The following is a 19,231-nucleotide window of genomic DNA, read 5'->3' as shown; positions in this document are numbered from 1 at the left end:
TTTATTTAATAAATAAAATAAAGAAGTAATGTTAAAAACATTTATAGAAAGACCTGTACTCTCTACAGTCATTTCTGTCATTATTGTGGTACTGGGGATTATTGGTCTGGCAACCTTGCCTGTAGAACAATATCCCGATATCGCTCCTCCGACAGTGCAGGTATCAGCTACCTATCCCGGTGCAAACGCGGATGTGGTAATGAATAGTGTGGTTGTTCCACTCGAAGAACAAATCAATGGTGTAGAAGGGATGACTTATATGACATCGTCTGCGACAAGTGGATCTGCTACGATCAGAGTTTATTTCAAGCAAGGGGTTAATCCCGATATTGCTGCTGTAAACGTGCAAAATCTCGCGGCACGCGCAAATCCATTGCTTCCGGAAGAGGTAACTCAATTGGGGGTGACTGTGGCTAAACAACAGAATAGTACATTACTGGGGCTTACAATCAGTACAAGTAACCCTGACTATGACGGGGAATTTCTTCAGAACTATGCAAATATCAATATTCTCCCGCAGATAAAACGTGTATATGGTGTTGGTAACGCCAGCGTTTTTGGAGCCAGGGACTATGCTATGCGTGTATGGCTTAAACCGGATGTGATGGCTGCCTACAAAATTTCCGTACAGGAGGTAAGTGCAGCATTAGCAGATCAGAATATAGAAGCCGCTCCCGGTGAACTGGGACAAAATAGCGACCAGTCTTTCCAATATACAATGAGATATACCGGAAAACTTCGGACAGAAGATCAGTTCGGTAATATTATCCTGCGTTCTCAGGACGGACATATTCTAAGATTGAAAGACATCGCGGATATTAAATTAGGTTCTTTGAACTATAGCGTTATTTCCCAGACCGACAGAAATGAGTCTGTATTTATCATGATCAACCAGACAGCCGGATCAAATGCCCAGGAGGTTATTAATAACGTGAAAGCCGTACTGAATGATGCTGAAAAATTATTACCATCAGGAGTTAAGTTTAATTATATGATGGACTCCAGTGAATTCCTTGATGCATCTATCGAGAAAGTTATTCATACATTGCTGGAAGCCTTTGTTCTTGTATTTATCGTAGTATTCGTATTCTTACAGGACTTCAGGTCTACAATCATACCTGCGGTAGCAGTACCGGTAGCGATTATAGGTACATTCTTCTTCTTGCAGGTGTTTGGTTTCTCTATCAACTTGCTGACTCTGTTTGCATTGGTGCTTGCCATTGGTATTGTGGTCGACGATGCCATAGTCGTCGTCGAGGCTGTCCATGCACAGCTCGACGCAGGAGAGAAAGATCCTAAAAAAGCGACTATGACCGCGATGAAGGAAATAGCACCGGCTATTGTATCTATCACGCTGGTTATGTCGGCCGTATTTATTCCGGTCAGCTTTATCGGCGGTACCAGCGGTATATTCTTCAAGCAGTTCGGTCTGACTCTGGCCATTGCAATCCTTATTTCGGCGGTAAATGCCTTGACTTTGAGTCCGGCTCTTTGTGCCTTGTTCCTGAAAGCACACGACGAAGAACATCAGAAAAAAGGTTTCTTGCAAAAGTTCTATTATTATTTCAATATTACGTTCAACAGTGCAACACAGAAGTACAAAAAGAGCCTTCAGTTCTTAGGAAGAAGAGGCCATCGCTGGATTACGGTAGCTATTATAGCCGTTTCTTCAGCCATACTATTCTTTCTGATGAATATGTTGCCTACCGGTTTCGTACCGAATGAGGATAGTGGAGGTGTTATCGGTTTCGTGACTTTGCCTCCGGGTTCATCCCTGGAGAGAACAGACTCTATTGTAAATCAGGTCGTTCATATGGCACAGGAGATTGATGGTGTTAAGAGTGTGACTAATATCTCAGGGGTTAACTTTACTGCCGGTATGAACAGTTCGTATGGTACTTTGATTGTAAAAATGGAGTCATGGAATGATCGTAAACTATCGACCAATGAAGTATCTGCCATACTGAAAGAAAAGACAAGCCATATTAAGGATGCGACATTCTTCTTCGTGGCTACTCCTACCCTTCAGGGATTTGGATTGAGTGCAGGGGTTGATATGCAGTTGCAAGACCGTACAGGGGGAGATATTAACGAATTTAATAAAATAGCTCAAAACTTCCTCCATAAACTACAAAGCAGAAACGATGTCATACTCATGGCTATGACAAACTTTAACCCTGCCTTCCCGCAGAAAGAAATATCAGCTGACTTACCTAAGATTAAGGCAGCAGGATTAAGTCTCAGCGAAGTGATGGGAACATTACAGGCTTATATCGGTAGTTCGTATATCTCAACATTCAACTTATATGGTAAGCAATTTAGGGTTGTATTGCAGGCTTCTCCTGAGTACAGAAGAAAATTGGACGACCTGAGTGGTTTATTCGTCAAGACCGGAAGTGGGGATATGGCTCCTATCACAGAATTTATTCATGTGGAAGATATCGATGCACCTCCTACATTGAGCCGTTTCAACATGTATACATCCATAGATATGACCATTATACCGAATATGATCGACGGAAAAAGTACCGGGGATGTATTGAACCTGATAGAAGAAATGTCTCAGGATAAAAGTATTTTCCCTGATGGCTATACATACGAATTTGGTGGTATGACACGTGAAGAAGCCAATGCCGGCAGCCAGACCGTTCTCATATTTGGTATCTGTATCATTTTCGTATACTTGCTGCTTTGTGCCCTTTACGAAAGTTATATCATACCATTGGCGGTATTATTCTCGCTTCCTGTCGGATTGGCCGGAGTATTTATCTTCCTGATGATATTCGGTGTGTCGCAGGGTATTGTGAATAACATTTACGTCCAGATATCGATGATCATGCTCATCGGGCTATTGGCGAAGAATGCCATTCTGATCGTGGAATATGCATTGCAACGCCGTCAGCAGGGTATGAGTATTATAGAAGCAGCCGTAAACGGAGCTGTCGCACGTCTTCGTCCTATTCTGATGACATCGTTTGCATTCATAGCGGGATTATTCCCTCTGTTTATTGCATCCGGTGCAGGTGCCATCGGTAACCGCTCTATCGGTATCAGTGCTATCGGAGGTATGTTTATCGGTACTATGATCGGGGTATTGGTTATACCGTCGCTGTATATCATATTCCAGTCTCTACAGGATAAAGTAAGTAAATCGGGAATGATAAATTCGAACGACGAATTCATAAACAAACAAGGACAATAACATTATGATGAGAAAACATATAAAAGGTGTAGTTCTGTTGGGAGTAATACTCTCAATAGGACTCACATCCTGCGGAGTTCTGAACAAGAATAAATACAAATCCCCCGAAGTGGATTCAGCAGACATGTTCAGAGGAGAGAATCCAACGGATACTACTACTATAGCAAATATCCCATGGAGGGAATATTTCAGCGACCCTGCTCTTCAGGCATTGATAGATGAAGGTCTTACCAACAACTATGACCTGCGTCTGGCATATAACCGTATCCAACAGGCCGAAGCCGGACTATATATTGCCAAATCGGCATATTTTCCTACTGTTGCTTTAGGTGCTCAGGTTACACATACTCAAAAAAGTATCAGCAATGGTAAGGAAAGGGTACTCGGATATAATGGCGGCGACCAATGGGCTTTGGGTTTTGTAGTACAATGGGAAGCTGACATCTGGGGTAAACTGAATAGCAAAACAAAAGCCCAGTATGCTAACCTCGTTAGTACACATGCATACCGTAATCTTATTCAGACATCCCTGGTTGCCAATATAGCTACCACCTATTACTCACTGCTGGCACTCGACGAGCAGTTGAAGATTACATTGGAAACAATTGAATTACTAAAGGAAAGTACTGCAACAATGCAGGCCATGATGCAGGCCGGACTCCTCAATCGTGCCGGTGTAAAGCAAAGTGAGGCTTTGCTCTACAGTACTCAGGTTAGTGTGCCGGATCTTCAAATGCAAATCAATCAGCTGGAGAATTCCCTTAGTCTGCTATTAGGACGCAAACCGGGACCTATCACAAGGACAGCCATTGACAATCAGTCAGTTCCATCCGAACTACAAGTAGGTATCCCTGCACAGATGTTGGCAAAACGCCCGGATGTATTGCAAGCTGAGATGGGATTCAGATATGCATTCGAGATGAAGAATGTGGCTCAACGCTCTCTGTATCCGTCTTTGACACTAGGCAGTTCTTCTTCGGTAGGATTCGCATCCAATACGCTTTCACAGTTCTTCAAACCGACAAATATTCTGGCTAATATCGTAGGTGGGCTTACCCAGCCTATATTTGCGGGTAATCAGCTGAGAGGACAATATAAAATAGCAAAGGCGCAACAGGAAGAAGCATTGCTTACTTTCGAACAAACAGTATTGACTGCTAGTCAGGAAGTGTCGAACATTATGTTTACATACGAAACTTCACTCCGCAAGAATGAGGACCGTGCTAAACAAGTAGATGCCCTTTCCCTTGCTGTGGGTGATACCCAGCAGTTACTGAAAGCCGGTGAAGCTAACTATACCGAAGTGTTGCAGGCGGAACAAAGTTTACTGCAAGCACAACTTGGACAGGTAAGTGATAAACTTGAGCAACTACAAGCATCTGTAAATCTTTACAGAGCACTTGGAGGAGGTATCGAGTAACAACAATCTGATAACATTCCTATTTATGAAAGAGGATACTTCCCTGTGGAAGTATCCTCTTTCTTTTATTTCATTTTTTATGGAATACTTTATCTATGTATATGGCTGATAACCTTTAGGCATTAGCAGATAGCTCTTTGATGTATTGGGATAAATGAGTGATGAGTTATAAGTTTAAAGTTATATGAGATACGAGTAGACAAGACACAAGATACAGGTTGCTAACTGATGACTGTTCACTGACGAGATGCTTTGTTCTGCTCCGTATGACAAGCTAATTATTAATTTTTCATTCTTAATTATTAATTGTTTTCTGTGTTACCTTTGTTACTTTTTATATAGTGTTCCTTATGTAACTCTTTGTGTCCCTTTCGGTAAAGAGATTTAACCACTAAGTACACGAAGGGGATCACAAAGGGCATAATGGATAAAAAAACTGTTACATGTGTAACCTTTGTTACCTTTTAATGAAAGATATTCGCACCACTTAGCATGGCAAAATAATTTTTAATTATTCATTCTTAATTGCTTTCCGTGTTACCTCTGTTACTTTTTATTTTTAAACACGGAGTAAAAGGAGTAACACGGAGTTTTTAGAAGAAAAAGTGACAATAAAAATTGTGTGAAAAGTCGTCAGGTTTGTCAGGTTTTGTACATAAGCTATCGGCTAATAGCTATCAGCTAAAAGCTGAAATAGGTGTTACCTTTGTTACCTTTTTCCCACCTACACTCTGTGCATCAAAAAAGACTATGGGAAAAACGACAAGAAAAAGTGGAAAATGTGTCAAGTTTGTAAAGTTTCAGATTCTCTGAAATATTTGATGCGGTTAGTATGACAGGAATAAATAGTTGCCGCTAAGTTGAAAAAAATAGCTACATTAGAAGTGAAAATAATAAAGAAATAAAGGAATGGAAATAAAATCTCTTAGTGAAACTGACTTCGGTGTCATATTCCATGCTTTTAATCAGGCTTTTGCCGATTACGAAATTCAACTGGACAGGCAACAACTCCGGACGATGGTAAAAAGGCGGGGTTTTAATCCCGGTTTATCTTTTGCTGCATTTGAAGGAAATGAAATCGTAGCTTTTACACTTAATGGAACAGGAAATTTCAACGGGATTGAAACAGCCTACGATACAGGCACAGGCACATTGAAAGAATACAGGGGAAAAGGTTTGGCTACACAAATCTTTGAATACTCGATTCCTTACCTAAGAGAACAGAATATCAAACAATATTTACTCGAAGTGTTACAACATAATACAAAAGCTGTATCTGTTTATAAAAATATAGGGTTTGAAGTAAGCCGGGAGTTTAATTATTTCAGACAGGAAACCAAAAAGATCAAGAATGATATAAAGACTTCCGATATACCCTGTTCGATAAAACAAATCAATATCCGGGATTTTGATTTCCTACCGAATTTTTGGGATTTTTATCCATCATGGCAAAATAGCTTCGAATCCATCAACAGAGCGAGTAACGATTTTGTGAGTCTGGGTGCGTTCATCCAAAATAAATTGGCAGGATATTGCGTATTCGAACCCGTTTCGGGAGATATTACCCAAATAGCGGTTGATAAGCAATACAGACGGGAAGGAATAGCCTCGTTGCTACTTAGGGAAATGACCGGACTAAATAAGAATCAGGCTGTAAAAATTATAAACACAGATATTTCCTGTAGTTCCATTACAGCGTTTCTGAAATCAAAGAATATAGAGATTACGGGGATGCAGTATGAAATGATAAGAGAGATATAAATAGCCCTACTCCTCCGTCTCACTGAGAATCACATTCGCCCGGGCTATTGCAATATTAATATTATCGCATATATTCACCTCACCTATCATAGCTGGTATACCTGAAGTTTCTATCATGGCATGCACTTTTGGCCTTACACCCGACAAAATAACCTGTATGCCGTCTTTCATTGACTTCTGACAGAGGCTTTCCAGATTATGCAACCCTGTGGAATCGATAAACGGAACTTTACGCATCCGTATAATGCGTATCTTCGATTTATCTCCAATTACACGCATGCTTTCCTCAAACTTGTTGGCAATGCCGAAAAAGAAAGGACCGTCGATCTCATAGACCTCTACACCGTCGGGCAAAGTGAGTATCTCTTCATCCTGAGTAAATTCGCTTTCATCGGTTAAATCCAGTTCGTTCTTTATAACAGAAACATGAGTTACCTCGTTGATCCGCCTCATAAAGAGTACCACAGCCAGTAATAAACCTACTTCGATAGCGATAGTCAGGTCGAATATTACCGTCAGGAAGAATGTGATAAGCAATACCGCGACATCCGATTTCTGATTTTTCAGGAGAGCTTTGAATGTACGCCACTCGCTCATATTATATGACACAATAACCAATACTCCTGCAAGGCAGGCCATCGGTATATATTGAGCCAAAGGCATTAACAGAAGCAAAATAAGCAATAAGACAACGGCATGGATTATACCCGCTACCGGTGTCCGTCCCCCGTTATTGATATTCGTCATGGTGCGGGCAATGGCTCCCGTAGCCGGAATACCGCCAAACAGAGGAGTAATGATATTTGCTACACCTTGTGCAATAAGCTCGGTATTGGAATTATGTTTTTCTCCTCCTATTACCCCGTCGGCCACTGTAGCCGACAATAACGACTCAATAGCGCCGAGCAGGGCGATGGTGATCGCCACAGGAAGCAAGTCGGTTATGGCAGCCATATTGATATCAGGCATTACAGCATCTGGTAATTCCGCATTTATTCTGAAACGGTCGCCAATAGTATCTATAGCGTTTATGCCAAAATATGTTTTCATAAAATAAACGATGGCTGTAACGAGGATAATGGCTACAAGTGAACCCGGTACCTTCTTTACAATGCGTGGCGTAAGTACAATAATCAGGATGCTGCCTATACTTACGGCTGTGTTCCACCAGTTGATGGTCTCGAAATGCTTAATGTATATAATCCATTTTCCGATAAAATCTCCGGGAACTTTTTCTCCACCAAAGTTAAGTCCGAAAATGTCGGCAATCTGTGTAGTAAAAATAGTGACGGCAATACCACTGGTAAAACCGACTATTATAGGATACGGGATGAACTTGATAATCTTCCCCAATTTGAAAATACCCAACAAAACCAGAATTACTCCCGCGATGATAGTAGCTATGAGTAATCCCTTTATACCATGCGTTTGCACTACGCCATAGACAATAACGATAAAAGCACCCGTAGGCCCTCCTATCTGTACACGGCTACCTCCCAGAAAGGATATGATAAACCCGGCGATGATAGCCGTGATTATACCTTGTTCGGGGGTTACACCGGATGCAATACCGAATGCCAGAGCCAGAGGCAGGGCTACAATACCAACAATAAGACCTGCCATGAGGTCATTTATGAATTTTCCTTTATCGTACGTCTTCAGTGAAATAAATAACTGGGGCGTGAAATCTTTGAGAAGATCTTTTTTCATATCAAAACAAAAAACACTATTAACTCACATTAGTAATCAGTTCGCAAACATACAAGATACTAATAAATAACCGGTTATTAAAATATAGCTGCAACTAGTTTAGAATTAGTCTAATTTACTTGTTCAAAACAGGTTATTGATTACACATTTTTAAGGTGACAAAGTTACAAAATGATTTGGTTTCATTTCTTTTGATTGATAATAATTATTAATTTTGTAAAAACTATCAATTTAAACTATCAAAAAGTTATGGAAAAAAGTATCAAAGGTACTGAAACCGAAAAGTGCCTGCTAAAATCATTCGCGGGAGAATCTCAAGCAAGAATGCGTTACACAATGTTTGCCAGCCAGGCGAAAAAAGAAGGTTTTGAACAAATTGCAGCTATCTTCCTAGAAACTGCTGATCAGGAAAAAGAACATGCAAAACGTATGTTTAAGTTTCTTGAAGGCGGCATGGTGGAAATCACTGCAATGTACCCTGCCGGCAAGATAGGAACAACTGCCGAAAATCTTATAGAAGCCGCAGCCGGAGAACATGAAGAATGGGCTATCGACTATCCTGCTTTTGCTGAAATAGCAGAAAAGGAAGGTTTCAAAGAAATAGCCGTAATGTATCGCATGATAGGTAAAGTAGAAAACATGCATGAAGACCGCTATAAAGCTCTTCTTGCCCGCGTGGAAAGCAATGGTGTATTTACCCGCGAAGAAGCTATCGACTGGCAATGCCGTAATTGCGGATTCGTTATCAAGAGCAAAATGGCTCCAAAAACTTGTCCGGCCTGCCTGCATCCACAAGCTCACTTCGAACCATTGAAATGGAATTTCTAAGTAAGAATTAATGATAAACGAAAAGCCTCAGATATATTCTGCGGCTTTTCTCTTTATTGGGGAAGTTAGACGTTATTATTCAGCTTTTCAGAAACTTGATGTAATTATAAATAGCATACAACGGATTCTTACTTTTCTTGAGTGGAGCAGTCCTGTATAAATCAAGGAATGCATCCATATGAGGCTCCAAAGTGCAGGGATTTTATTGATATATTCTTTAAGACCAAGAAGTGTTATATTCAAATCTTGCATTTTTCCCGGATTATCTTCTAAAGATGCCAATGCTTAGATTGTTTATCCTCTTTATATTGGCTATCTTTGCGGCTATTTTGTAAAATTATGACTATCGATATATTAGAAAAAGCTACACGGGATATTAATAACACGCCCATCGTACAGCAAACTGCCTTTTGGTCGGAAGTGAAAACTCATCAGGGATTAGAAACTAAAGCCTTTGATTTCAAGGTGAAAAACCGTGATATATATACCAATGTGGGAGGTCATTCATATACCAATGCAGATTTACTGTTATTACAAAAGCCCCTCGATCCGCAATATAGTATAGCATATGTACCATACGGGCCGGAAATAGAACCCTCTGAAGAATATCAGGGCCGTTTTTTGGAAGAATTATCGGAAATTATGCGTTCATATTTGCCGAAAAGCTGTATCGCTATACGTTACGATCTCAATTGGCAGTCGCACTGGTGTGATGAGAGTTATTTTGATGAATCAGGCCTGTGGGCAGGCCCTCCTGATAAGAAATTTCAGGAATTCAATTTAAATTACAATACAATAGAGTGGAACCTACGAAAGAGCAATTCCGATATCTTACCATCTACTACAGTTTTTCTGAATTTATCCCTTTCAGAAGAAGAAATACTGACGCAAATGAAGCCGAAAACCCGTTATAATATACGGTTAGCAGAAAAGAAAGGTGTGCGTGTCCTTCAAGCCGGCATGGATAAAATATCCGTCTGGTACGAATTGTATAAAGAAACAGCGCTGCGCAACGGACTTTTTATAAATGATATCGAATACTTTGTTTCAGTTCTTACCGCTCGTGCGGATGATACCTCGTCTCCTGCCCATGTAGAGTTACTGATAGCAGAGCACGAAGGAGAGCCTCTTGCCGCAATATTCCTGGTAATGTCAGGTCACCGGGGTACATACCTCTATGGCGCCTCGTCATCACAAAAGAGGAACTATATGCCTGCTTATGCCTTGCAGTGGGAAGCTGTAAAGATAGCTAAAGCAAACGGTTGCACGGAATATGACATGTTTGGGGTATCTCCCGGACCGGATAGGTCACATCCGATGTATGGTCTTTACCAGTTTAAAACCGGATTTGGCGGAGAATTGTTTCATCATTTAGGATGTTGGGATTATTTGTTGGATGAGGAAAACTATAGATACTTACAGATAAGTGAAATGAACGCGCAAGGTTATTATTTATCATAGTAATTAATTATACATGAAATACTCTTTTATATTGATTACTCAATAGCTATTCAATGTTTTTCCTCTTAATCCACTTAATTCCAAATAAAATCAAAATACTAACTAGCACTATAATGAACATTTGCCCTATGAAATGCCCGAGGGTTACCCCTGTTTCATAATTATTTAATTCTCCTGAGAATATTTTTATCGGACCAATAATATTCCCAATAACTTCCGGCAGTCTAATTATCTCTGTAATACTAATAATAAATGCGAAGATCAGGAAAATGACACCAAATATTTTTTTTATCATTTCAATACAATTTTTCAGGTATATACCTTTCGTTTATCAACTATTAATTCACCGATTCATCCATATCACACCATTATATGTTGCAATCCATTTATTACCTTCACGGTCAAAGGCTATAGTGCTGACATAATTATCAGGAATAAATGAATTAGAGCTATCATATATCTCCCAATCATTTTTTTCAAGACGTACTAAATATTTGCCCGTGCAAATCCAGGCTATTTGATCATTCTCCCCTTCAAATTTTATATCAGAGACTGTAGGATTCGGTAATTTTGAGTTCTTCATCGTGTAAACAATCCATTTATTATCAGGAGTAATTTTGACTACACCTCCTATATTATCATGTTTACCTGTACTTACACCTATCCATATATTTCCCTGTTTGTCACCGGTTACCATTCTCCCTCCGTCTGCAGGCATCTTTGAATTCTTACTCGTATATGTTTTCCAGTTTTTACCATCAAAGAATGATATTCCTTTATCTGTTGCAACCCATATATTACCGGATTTATCCCGGTATACACCACGTGTTGTATTACTTACCAATCCGGAGTTACTTACAGTATATTCGTTCCATTTTCCATCAGCAAACTCGTAAAATCCATTGAATCCTGTTATCCAGACCGTATTATCCTGTACTTTTATTTTACCAGACCTTTTAATGGGTGAATTTGTACTGTCAATAATACTCCAATTCTGCCCATCATATACTTTAATTTTAGACATTGTTTCCGTCCAGATTCTATCGCCATTATCAACTGCTAAATCCCATGTGACTGTATGTCCGTTCTGATTACTTTCGAGGCCACTATTATCAGCATCGAATACTGTCCATTTTTCCCCATCAATTTTTACGATTCCTCTGTCTGTACCAATCCACACATTTCCTTTACTATCAGTTTCGGCACTCCGGCAAAGATTGTAAGGAAGCATTGAATTATCGAAGGTATATAATTTCCAGGTTGAATTGGTTTTCTCAACCTTCATAACTTGAGGATTGTTTGAGGGGTTCTTGTTTTTTGTATTTTGAGGTAAATCATATAATGGATTTCGTTTATCCGTTATTTCATGTACTCCCAGATTATTATCCATACCTAAACGTCGTACTTCTGCTTTACCATTTTTGAAAGTTATGTGAACTATCGCACATACAGGTTTCATATTGCCCGTCCACTTGGTTGTTTCAATGACTTTACTTAGATTAAACTCCTTAGTTGGAATATTAGTTTTATTGTCTGCACTTATCAGACACGCCGTCCCGTCCTTGTCAACATATATTTGCATCATCAATATACCTTCAATCTTAAATAGAGAATGTCCTTTCAACAGAGACGTTAACAAGTCCTCATTCGAAATACGCGCTGAAGTTATCTTACTTTCTAATCCAAAAGCTTCGATTTTGCAATTATCAAATTTCTCAGGAAAGATATTTTGAGCATGCATTACTCCTATAACCAGAGAAAGGAATAGAAATATGGAAATGATTTTTTTCATTATAGTATTTTTTAACTTAAGGCTTGTGGTGTCTACTAAAAATAAGTATAGATTATGGTTCCGGACTTGTCGTTTATAGGCCAAATATAAAAATCCCCACATTGTATGCAGGGATTTAATCTTCTGTGGAGAATATCGGACTCGAACCGATCACCTCAACACTGCCAGCGTTGCGCTCTAGCCAGATGAGCTAATTCCCCGTTGTTTTTATGTCTATCTGTAGATGCGGGTTTTTAGTCTTAAATCTCTTTGTAATACGGGTTTGTTAACATTTTGTTGTCAAAAAACTTTATTTTTACGGTAAAAATATGTTTTTTTGTTGTGTAAAAATTGATAACAAAATTGATAACAAAAAACCTACCATCATGAAAGTAACATTTAAACCATGTATCCACCGCCATAGACAGCGTAAAGATAAAAATTTTTCTGTAATTATACGCATAGGATACAAATCAAAATATGCTTTTTTAGAAACCGGATATTTGGTTAGTAAAAATGACCTTTCCCGAAAGTTTGAGATAAAGAATCAGATTATAATTAATAAATGTAATGCTATTATATCAGAATATAGCAATATAATAAATAACATAAATGAGGACAACATAACCGGGATACAGGATATTATAAGCTATATAAACAAGCGGATAGATATAAATAAGGACATTGATTTCTTAGGTTTCTTTAGGGATTTAATAAAAAAAATGCAGGAGACAGGATCAAAAAGTACACAGATCTATTCAGCGGCTTATAATCATTTATCGGCATTTTCCGGCGCAGATCCTTTACCTGTCAAGCGTATAAATTTTAAATTCCTTTCAGGATTTGAAGACTATTTAAAATTAAAAGAAATAGGAAGCAGGGGACAAAATTTATATCTTGGTACTATTAGAGCCGTATATAATGCCTGCATGGATGAGTATGAGGAATATGGATATACGTTTAATTATCCCTTCAGGAAATATAAGCTGCCTAAAGTGAAAACTCCGCAAACAGTATCGTTAACTAAAGAAAATCTACTATCCATAATAAATATGGATTTGTCCGGATATGAACGGGCCGAACGTGCGCGGGCCGCATTTGTTATATCATTATTTACGCTGGGAACGAATGCTACCGATTTATACGATCTTACCGATACCAATAATGGCAGGATAGAATATAAACGGAATAAGACGAAAACAAGACGTAATGATGAAGCGTTTATCTCAATGCGTATAGAATCTGAATTATTGCCTTATATTGAACGATACAGGGGAAAAATGCCATACTTGTTCCTATTCCGGGAATGGTATACTAATAAACAACAATTTAACAAGGGAATAAGCATGGGTATGAAGAAAATTTCCCAATTACTTAACATACCGGCATTTGATTTTTACGATGCCAGGCGTACCATTGCATCCGTAATGAGGAATAAGCTCGGAATAAGCAAGGATGATGTCTCCCTATGTCTTAATCATAAAGATCTGTCTCATAAAACAACAGATATTTACATAGAGATGGATTTTTCAATTTTGGATAGATGTAACAGGAAATTTTTAGACTGGTTATTTGAAAAGCAATTAAAATGAATACTTATGTTTTATAACATGTTTTTAACAAAAAACTTAAAAGTTTCATATACGTTATATTCATTTGCAGAATCGCGATCTGTCTACACATACTTATTAATCTAATAAATTTTGGTTCATGAAAAAAGAATATACATATGCCCGTAGATGGCTTTTAGACCAGGAACGCTTTGAAGATTTAGCGGAGTTTGACAAATCGGATGATGTAAAAAAGACCTTTTGTGATGAAATGATAAAATTACCCCAAATTATATCAGAAAAAATAATTTTAGAACGTATCAAAATTAAATTTCCCGACATTACCGATATCAATAATCCATCTATGCTTAAATATCACATATACAATATGATATCAATAATAGAAATAAAAGATAAATACATAGACAGTTTATTGAAAATAATAAATGAAGCCAATAGTAATTATTTACTCTGATAGCTTATCAATCATTTTATGTAGTGATTCTATCAATTTATCCCTATCGTCGATATATTTTTGAAGTACATCCTTTAACATTTCTGACGATTTTAATTTAAATTCCAACTCTTTTATCTGTTCTTTTAAACTTTCATTTTCAGTTAACAGATCCTTATTGACATTACCGTATGATACCTCCGGTTCCGATACCGTGCCGGAGGTTTTGAGCATGGATCCTTTGCCTGTGAGAAGCCAAGTTAAATTTAAATCAGGAAATTTATCTATCGTTTTTTCAATAGTATCAGATGTTATTGATGTTGATTTTGAGGACAAGTACCCGGACGCAATACCGATATATTCTTCAAATTTATTTCTGCCATACCCGTTTTCTTTGGCAAAAATTCTTAATCTTTCTTTTGTTGTTAAATTATTCATAATTATTATACATCAAGTGAAATATATCACTAAATTTGTGTCACAATCAATAGGAGTGATTGCAAGAAATAAGGTTTAAACCGTTAAGAGCGATGCGCAACTCCTATTTGTGCATTGCTCTTGTTTTATTTAGATTATGTCAAACAAATCATTACCACCATTCGAAAAAGCGTCTTTGGATATACTTATTCTTGAAACTATCCAAAAAGCAGACGCTATATGCGGTTCGTATAACAATAGATCCGGATTAGCATATTTAATCGACACGCTTCCTGATATGGCAAGAAAATACCATCATGAAGTCGTGGAAATATGGGAGAAACAAATAGCCGAAAATGAAAAATCATTAAAGATTGATTAGTTTCTTTATCTGCTCGTATGTTTCATCCGTGTATATCAATTGCTGAGATTTATCATCTATATCAGATTCGTTATAAGACATCTTGATAACAGCATTTGCATACCTCTTAATTTTGAGCCTCCATATTGTTCTATTGAAAAGATATACCGTGTGTTTAGCAATATTTTTTCTTGATAGGTGCATTTGTTACTTCAATAAATTTACTCATATTATTTAATTTAGATTGTTATGTCAAAAGAATTAAACACCAATCAGCAATTAAGGAAAGAAATTGTATTAGCTATCCTTAATAATCCGAATACTCGTATTTTTGACGACAAAGGATACCTGTTAGATAGTATCGTTATCGAAGTCTCTAATAAATTCGAGGAATATATATTAAAGGAATAATGATCTTACTAAATCCCGATTTATTCGATTCATTTCTTTTTAGGAGGTGCCGGAACGGGAAATTGTAAGTCTTTCCTCTGGGTTCCCGGTTGAGGTTGTGGAATATCCCGCCTTTGTGGGGGCGTTGATTTTGGAACTGGATTTGGATTTCTTTTTTCACTCATAATAATTTAAATTTTTAAAGGTTATGGAAACTTTTTTACAGTTTATAAAAGGTGCAACAGTTGTATCTCTTTGGGTTTTTGCAATAACGGCCACTCTAATCATTTTATACGTCTTTATATTAACATGTATCCTATTGATACAAAAGGCTTATTGGATATATTTATTTCATTATAGTAAATGTGATATTTATATATATATGACAAAAGATATTATCCCTAGAAAAAAAAACCGAAAAGAGTGGGAGAAATATCTATTAAAAGATTAATTATCCTCTTCATACTTAGCTTCCCATCTTATTTTTACAAAATCTTTCATGCGTTTTACAATCTTCTTGTTCAATTTCTTCAAGTCTTTTATATTAAGAGAATCTTTAATCTCCTCTATAGGATATACGGATTCTCTTAATGTGAAAAATCTGGTTTTAATTTCGTCCTGACTTATATTATTATCATGAATATCTACATTTAATAACTCCAGCTTATTATAATAAGCTATATATAAATTTCTCAATTTAAGCAAAGCCTTAAAAGCATCATTGTTTATTACTATTTTAGTTTGTATTGCGGATATTATTTGTGAAATACCTGATGCTAAGAACATTGGAAGTGTAATATAATTATCCATAAATTCCACATCAAAAATTTTCCATATAGTCCATGATGTGCTACCTATTAATGAGAAAATAATAGTTGCAATACTATAATACTTTTTCCAATCCTGCTTATGAATTATATATTCAGATATATATTGCTCCCATGATTTAGCCTGTATATACTCATGCCATACTATATTTTCTATTTTTGAAGAATGACATTCTTCCATATCATCTACAGTATCATTTTGAATATTAGAAAATATCTTATTATGAAGATTTAATTTATTCTCAAATAATTTTACTTTTTTAACTATATCAATGTATGTCATCATATTCCAGCAAACTATTAATGTAACTAATATTGACAATGTACAAACAAGAACTCCTGTTACATCCATACTCACAGGTTTAATTCTAAATAATACCAAACTGACCGCTCCTATCGCAATTACCAACGATAAGAAAGATAATTGCATTTCTTTTTTCATTTTAGTTTTATAATTAGTTTATACTAAGGTTTTTATAATAATTATAGTTTAGAATAATTATAAATAAACTATTTCAAGTGAAAAATATCACTAGAAACCAATAAATAATGATATATATCACTATCTTTGTAAAACAAAACACCGAACCGGTTACCCTCTATACAGAGTATATTTAAGTTTGGCGACACAAATATAAGTAATCGGTTTTGGTTTTTGTGAAATAATGAACAAAATCTATCTTACGTCTACTTAGATAGATAGAATATAAATAAACACCCTGTGTTAGTTGTGATGAGTAGACGCATCCACTAATGCGGGGTTTGTTTTTTATCAAAATATTCAGATATGGAGCTTATTAATGTTACCGAAGTAAGGGATTTTTTAAAGAATATGAATGAAGCTACATTCATGGCTTATCTAAGATCGCATAAAGTGGTATACACGAAGTCAAAAGCATACGAAGAGTTTGGCAAAGTTATGATAGATACCCTTATAACGAATAAGTTATTAATAAATAGCAGCCTATTTCCCGGTAAATGTAAGTTTTTACTATCTGATATTATAGCGGCTATAGAAATATTGAATAATGATAAACGTATATAACCATGAAAACAATCAAACTAGAAATTTCCTTCCCTATACAAGAAGATATAGAGATTAAAAGCGCAGAACTCGACCGCGAAAACAACTGTACTATAATAGTTTATGGAAAAGAAGAAAAGGAAGAAAAGTTTCTCCCAAAGAGAGGTGATATACTGTATTGCTCTCATGATTCATTAAGATCAAGCATCCTTATTGCTGAATCTTTTGAAGGACCATATATTAGTATTATTGCGCAATTATTTATAGACACCTTTAATTTATATATAGGTGACTGTACTTCTTACGAAACCTTTCGTCCCGCCACTCCCGAAGAACAGCAACTCCTATTCGATGCCCTGGCTAAAGAGGGCAAAAGGTGGAATGCCGATACCTTACAGTTGGAGGATATAAAAGACTGTTCCAAACTTTGGAAAGACAGCATCCAATTATCTGACTATTATACGCACGAAGAAGCATTAAAGGCCTGCCCGGTAGGGTACCGCTTACCGACCAAAGAAGAGTTTGAAGAACTGATCACTAATACTGAATATAGCTTCGATAAAGAAACTGAAGAGGGTGTATTTACCTTTAAGGACGGTTTTGAACTACGTTTGCAAGCTACTGGAAGCATGAACGACAACCGTGAGAAGTCGCTCAACCGGGGCACCCACGGCTACTACTGGAGTAATACGCAGAATGGTACCGGCGCGTACTACATAGGCTTGGGCAGTAGCGGAGCGAGTACGGGCAGCGCCACCCTTACATTCGGATTTTCTGTTCGGTGTATTAAGAAATAACCTAATATTATGAAAAAGAAATTCCTGCACGAAGACGCTCACGACATAATATTAGCGATCATGCTAATGCTTGCGATAGGGATATGTATACACAGCTATTATAGTTGCTCCAGACAATTGGAAAAGACTAAAGAGCTAAGAGAAAATCAAATTCAAAACTATAAAATTGATTAGCTATGACAAAAGAAGAATTAAAAGCAACGTTAGATACGGCTTGGTTCGAAGAGCGTAACGACTTAATAGAAGAGTCTTTCGAAGAGTATTATATAGATGTCACTGAATATAGTGTGGAGCCTAGCGATGAATACTTTGCATCTATAGTTAATGCGAATGTTGCAGAACATTACGCAGAGTCTATCTTATCTAGCTATTATTGATATGGAAATCCTGTTCATAATTCTATTTCTTCTCGGATATACCGTATTTGTGGCCCTTGTCATTTTGCTGGGATGCTGGATAGTCAATAAAGTGCATCTGCCTGATGGGGATGTCTGAACTCAATATATTAACTAAAAACTGAAATCCCTTTTCAAGACTTTGAGAACAGCCGTGTTTCCTTCGGGTTAGGCTGTAAAAAGCAAGTTCTTTGACATATTGATTTCCTGACATATCGCCGATGAATGGATAATAACACGGGCGTGGTCTTCAAACCCTTAACAGAGTAGTTAAGGGGATTACCGATAAGAGGAAGTCGGGAGCTTGAAAAACAGCGAACTAATAAACCTGAATAGTCAGTTAGGTTAGTCAGAATTTTAAAAAAAAAATAAGGAAAATACACCTCGTTATGAGGTTCTATATAAAGGCGCTTCGTAGCTCAACAGGTAAGAGCGATTGCGTTTGAATCTGTTTGATTTATCTCAAATAAGAACAATGTAAGTCGGAAGGCTGGTAGTTCGAATCTACCCGAAGCGACATAAAAATATAAACCTAAAATTATAATCATGTTAGAAAAGTTAACAGAAGAACAACAGCAACTTATGTTCCAAGTTAGAGACGAATGGATAAATCTATTCTTCGATAATGTAAAAAATAAAAAAGGAATAGACAAACAGATGTTTGAAGAAGGTATAGCTTGGCTATATAGTGAGCTACTACAGAAACCAATTCCTAAAGTGATCTATTGTGATAGTTGGCTAAGCTGTCTATTGACTATTTCCATATTAAAAGAAATGAAATTAAAAGGGGCTTCGGTCAGGGATTCGGTCGGGGCTTCGGTCTGGGATTCGGTCAGGGATTCGGTCGGGGATTCGGTCGGGGC

The 19,231-nt window shown here is 37.1% G+C and carries 18 protein-coding genes and 2 tRNA genes; 14 read left to right on the top strand and 6 right to left on the bottom strand.

Annotated features, from left to right (window positions below):
- Window positions 1–28: 28 nt before the first annotated feature.
- From IR083_RS23045 to IR083_RS23035, 3 genes are all read left to right on the top strand, one after another.
- Window positions 29–3,202, top strand: coding sequence for an efflux RND transporter permease subunit (locus IR083_RS23045; protein WP_006799458.1), 3,174 nt, complete (start codon window positions 29–31; stop codon window positions 3,200–3,202).
- 4 nt (window positions 3,203–3,206) lie between these two features.
- Window positions 3,207–4,622, top strand: a complete 1,416-nt coding sequence (locus tag IR083_RS23040; RefSeq protein ID WP_194226085.1) for an efflux transporter outer membrane subunit — start codon at window positions 3,207–3,209, stop codon at window positions 4,620–4,622.
- A 909-nt stretch (window positions 4,623–5,531) separates the two neighbouring features.
- Entirely contained in the window at window positions 5,532–6,383 is an 852-nt protein-coding gene (locus IR083_RS23035; RefSeq protein ID WP_194226084.1) for a GNAT family N-acetyltransferase, read from the top strand.
- 6 nt (window positions 6,384–6,389) lie between these two features.
- On the opposite strand, the gene IR083_RS23030 is transcribed toward IR083_RS23035, so the two are convergent.
- Entirely contained in the window at window positions 6,390–8,093 is a 1,704-nt protein-coding gene (locus IR083_RS23030) for a SulP family inorganic anion transporter (protein ID WP_006799461.1), read from the bottom strand.
- A 249-nt stretch (window positions 8,094–8,342) separates the two neighbouring features.
- Here IR083_RS23030 and rbr point away from each other — a divergent pair, with 249 nt between their 5' ends.
- Both rbr and IR083_RS23020 read left to right on the top strand, forming a co-directional pair.
- Window positions 8,343–8,921, top strand: a complete 579-nt coding sequence (gene rbr, locus IR083_RS23025; protein WP_194226083.1) for a rubrerythrin — start codon at window positions 8,343–8,345, stop codon at window positions 8,919–8,921.
- A gap of 339 nt (window positions 8,922–9,260) precedes the next feature.
- Window positions 9,261–10,382: a lipid II:glycine glycyltransferase FemX gene (locus tag IR083_RS23020; protein WP_194226082.1), complete on the top strand. Its 1,122-nt coding sequence runs from the start codon at window positions 9,261–9,263 to the stop codon at window positions 10,380–10,382.
- A 46-nt stretch (window positions 10,383–10,428) separates the two neighbouring features.
- Here IR083_RS23020 and IR083_RS23015 read toward each other — a convergent pair whose 3' ends face one another.
- From IR083_RS23015 to IR083_RS23005, 3 genes are all read right to left on the bottom strand, one after another.
- The gene (locus IR083_RS23015; protein ID WP_194226081.1) at window positions 10,429–10,677 is read right to left on the bottom strand and encodes a hypothetical protein; all 249 of its coding nucleotides are present in this window, start codon (window positions 10,675–10,677) and stop codon (window positions 10,429–10,431) included.
- 48 nt (window positions 10,678–10,725) lie between these two features.
- A complete protein-coding gene (locus IR083_RS23010; RefSeq protein ID WP_194226080.1) occupies window positions 10,726–12,174 on the bottom strand; it encodes a two-component regulator propeller domain-containing protein in 1,449 nt (482 codons plus the stop codon).
- A gap of 126 nt (window positions 12,175–12,300) precedes the next feature.
- A tRNA-Ala gene (locus tag IR083_RS23005) sits at window positions 12,301–12,374 on the bottom strand.
- Between the two features lie 165 nt (window positions 12,375–12,539).
- On the opposite strand from IR083_RS23005, the gene IR083_RS23000 reads away from it, so the two are divergent.
- Window positions 12,540–13,745, top strand: a complete 1,206-nt coding sequence (locus tag IR083_RS23000; protein WP_194226079.1) for a tyrosine-type recombinase/integrase — start codon at window positions 12,540–12,542, stop codon at window positions 13,743–13,745.
- Window positions 13,746–13,863: 118 nt separating this feature from the next.
- Window positions 13,864–14,178: a hypothetical protein gene (locus tag IR083_RS22995; RefSeq protein ID WP_194226078.1), complete on the top strand. Its 315-nt coding sequence runs from the start codon at window positions 13,864–13,866 to the stop codon at window positions 14,176–14,178.
- Here the strand turns inward: IR083_RS22995 and IR083_RS24735 are convergent.
- On the bottom strand, window positions 14,170–14,595 hold the full coding sequence (locus IR083_RS24735; protein ID WP_242052518.1) for a hypothetical protein: 426 nt from the start codon (window positions 14,593–14,595) through the stop codon (window positions 14,170–14,172). The genes IR083_RS22995 and IR083_RS24735 overlap by 9 nt on opposite strands.
- 136 nt (window positions 14,596–14,731) lie before the next feature.
- Here IR083_RS24735 and IR083_RS22985 point away from each other — a divergent pair, with 136 nt between their 5' ends.
- Both IR083_RS22985 and IR083_RS22980 read left to right on the top strand, forming a co-directional pair.
- Window positions 14,732–14,956, top strand: coding sequence for a hypothetical protein (locus tag IR083_RS22985; protein ID WP_194226077.1), 225 nt, complete (start codon window positions 14,732–14,734; stop codon window positions 14,954–14,956).
- A gap of 228 nt (window positions 14,957–15,184) precedes the next feature.
- On the top strand, window positions 15,185–15,346 hold the full coding sequence (locus tag IR083_RS22980; protein WP_194226076.1) for a hypothetical protein: 162 nt from the start codon (window positions 15,185–15,187) through the stop codon (window positions 15,344–15,346).
- Between the two features lie 426 nt (window positions 15,347–15,772).
- On the opposite strand, the gene IR083_RS22975 is transcribed toward IR083_RS22980, so the two are convergent.
- A complete protein-coding gene (locus tag IR083_RS22975; protein WP_194226075.1) occupies window positions 15,773–16,594 on the bottom strand; it encodes a hypothetical protein in 822 nt (273 codons plus the stop codon).
- A 345-nt stretch (window positions 16,595–16,939) separates the two neighbouring features.
- Here IR083_RS22975 and IR083_RS22970 point away from each other — a divergent pair, with 345 nt between their 5' ends.
- The 5 genes from IR083_RS22970 to IR083_RS22950 all read left to right on the top strand — a co-directional run.
- Window positions 16,940–17,197: a hypothetical protein gene (locus IR083_RS22970; RefSeq protein WP_194226074.1), complete on the top strand. Its 258-nt coding sequence runs from the start codon at window positions 16,940–16,942 to the stop codon at window positions 17,195–17,197.
- 2 nt (window positions 17,198–17,199) lie between these two features.
- Complete coding sequence (locus IR083_RS22965; RefSeq protein ID WP_194226073.1) at window positions 17,200–17,973, top strand: FISUMP domain-containing protein; 774 nt, start codon at window positions 17,200–17,202, stop codon at window positions 17,971–17,973.
- A 176-nt stretch (window positions 17,974–18,149) separates the two neighbouring features.
- Window positions 18,150–18,350 carry a hypothetical protein gene (locus tag IR083_RS22960; RefSeq protein ID WP_194226072.1) on the top strand — a complete coding sequence of 67 codons (201 nt, stop codon included), beginning with the start codon at window positions 18,150–18,152 and terminating at the stop codon, window positions 18,348–18,350.
- A 426-nt stretch (window positions 18,351–18,776) separates the two neighbouring features.
- A tRNA-OTHER gene (locus tag IR083_RS22955) sits at window positions 18,777–18,885 on the top strand.
- Between the two features lie 29 nt (window positions 18,886–18,914).
- A partial coding sequence (locus IR083_RS22950) for a hypothetical protein (protein ID WP_194226071.1) occupies window positions 18,915–19,231 on the top strand: 317 nt, incomplete at its 3' end.

The organism is Dysgonomonas sp. GY75 (genome assembly GCF_015234155.1).
Classification (GTDB): domain Bacteria; phylum Bacteroidota; class Bacteroidia; order Bacteroidales; family Dysgonomonadaceae; genus Dysgonomonas; species Dysgonomonas gadei.
Note: the sequence above shows the minus strand (reverse complement) of the source record. Positions and strands in the feature narration are given on the sequence as shown.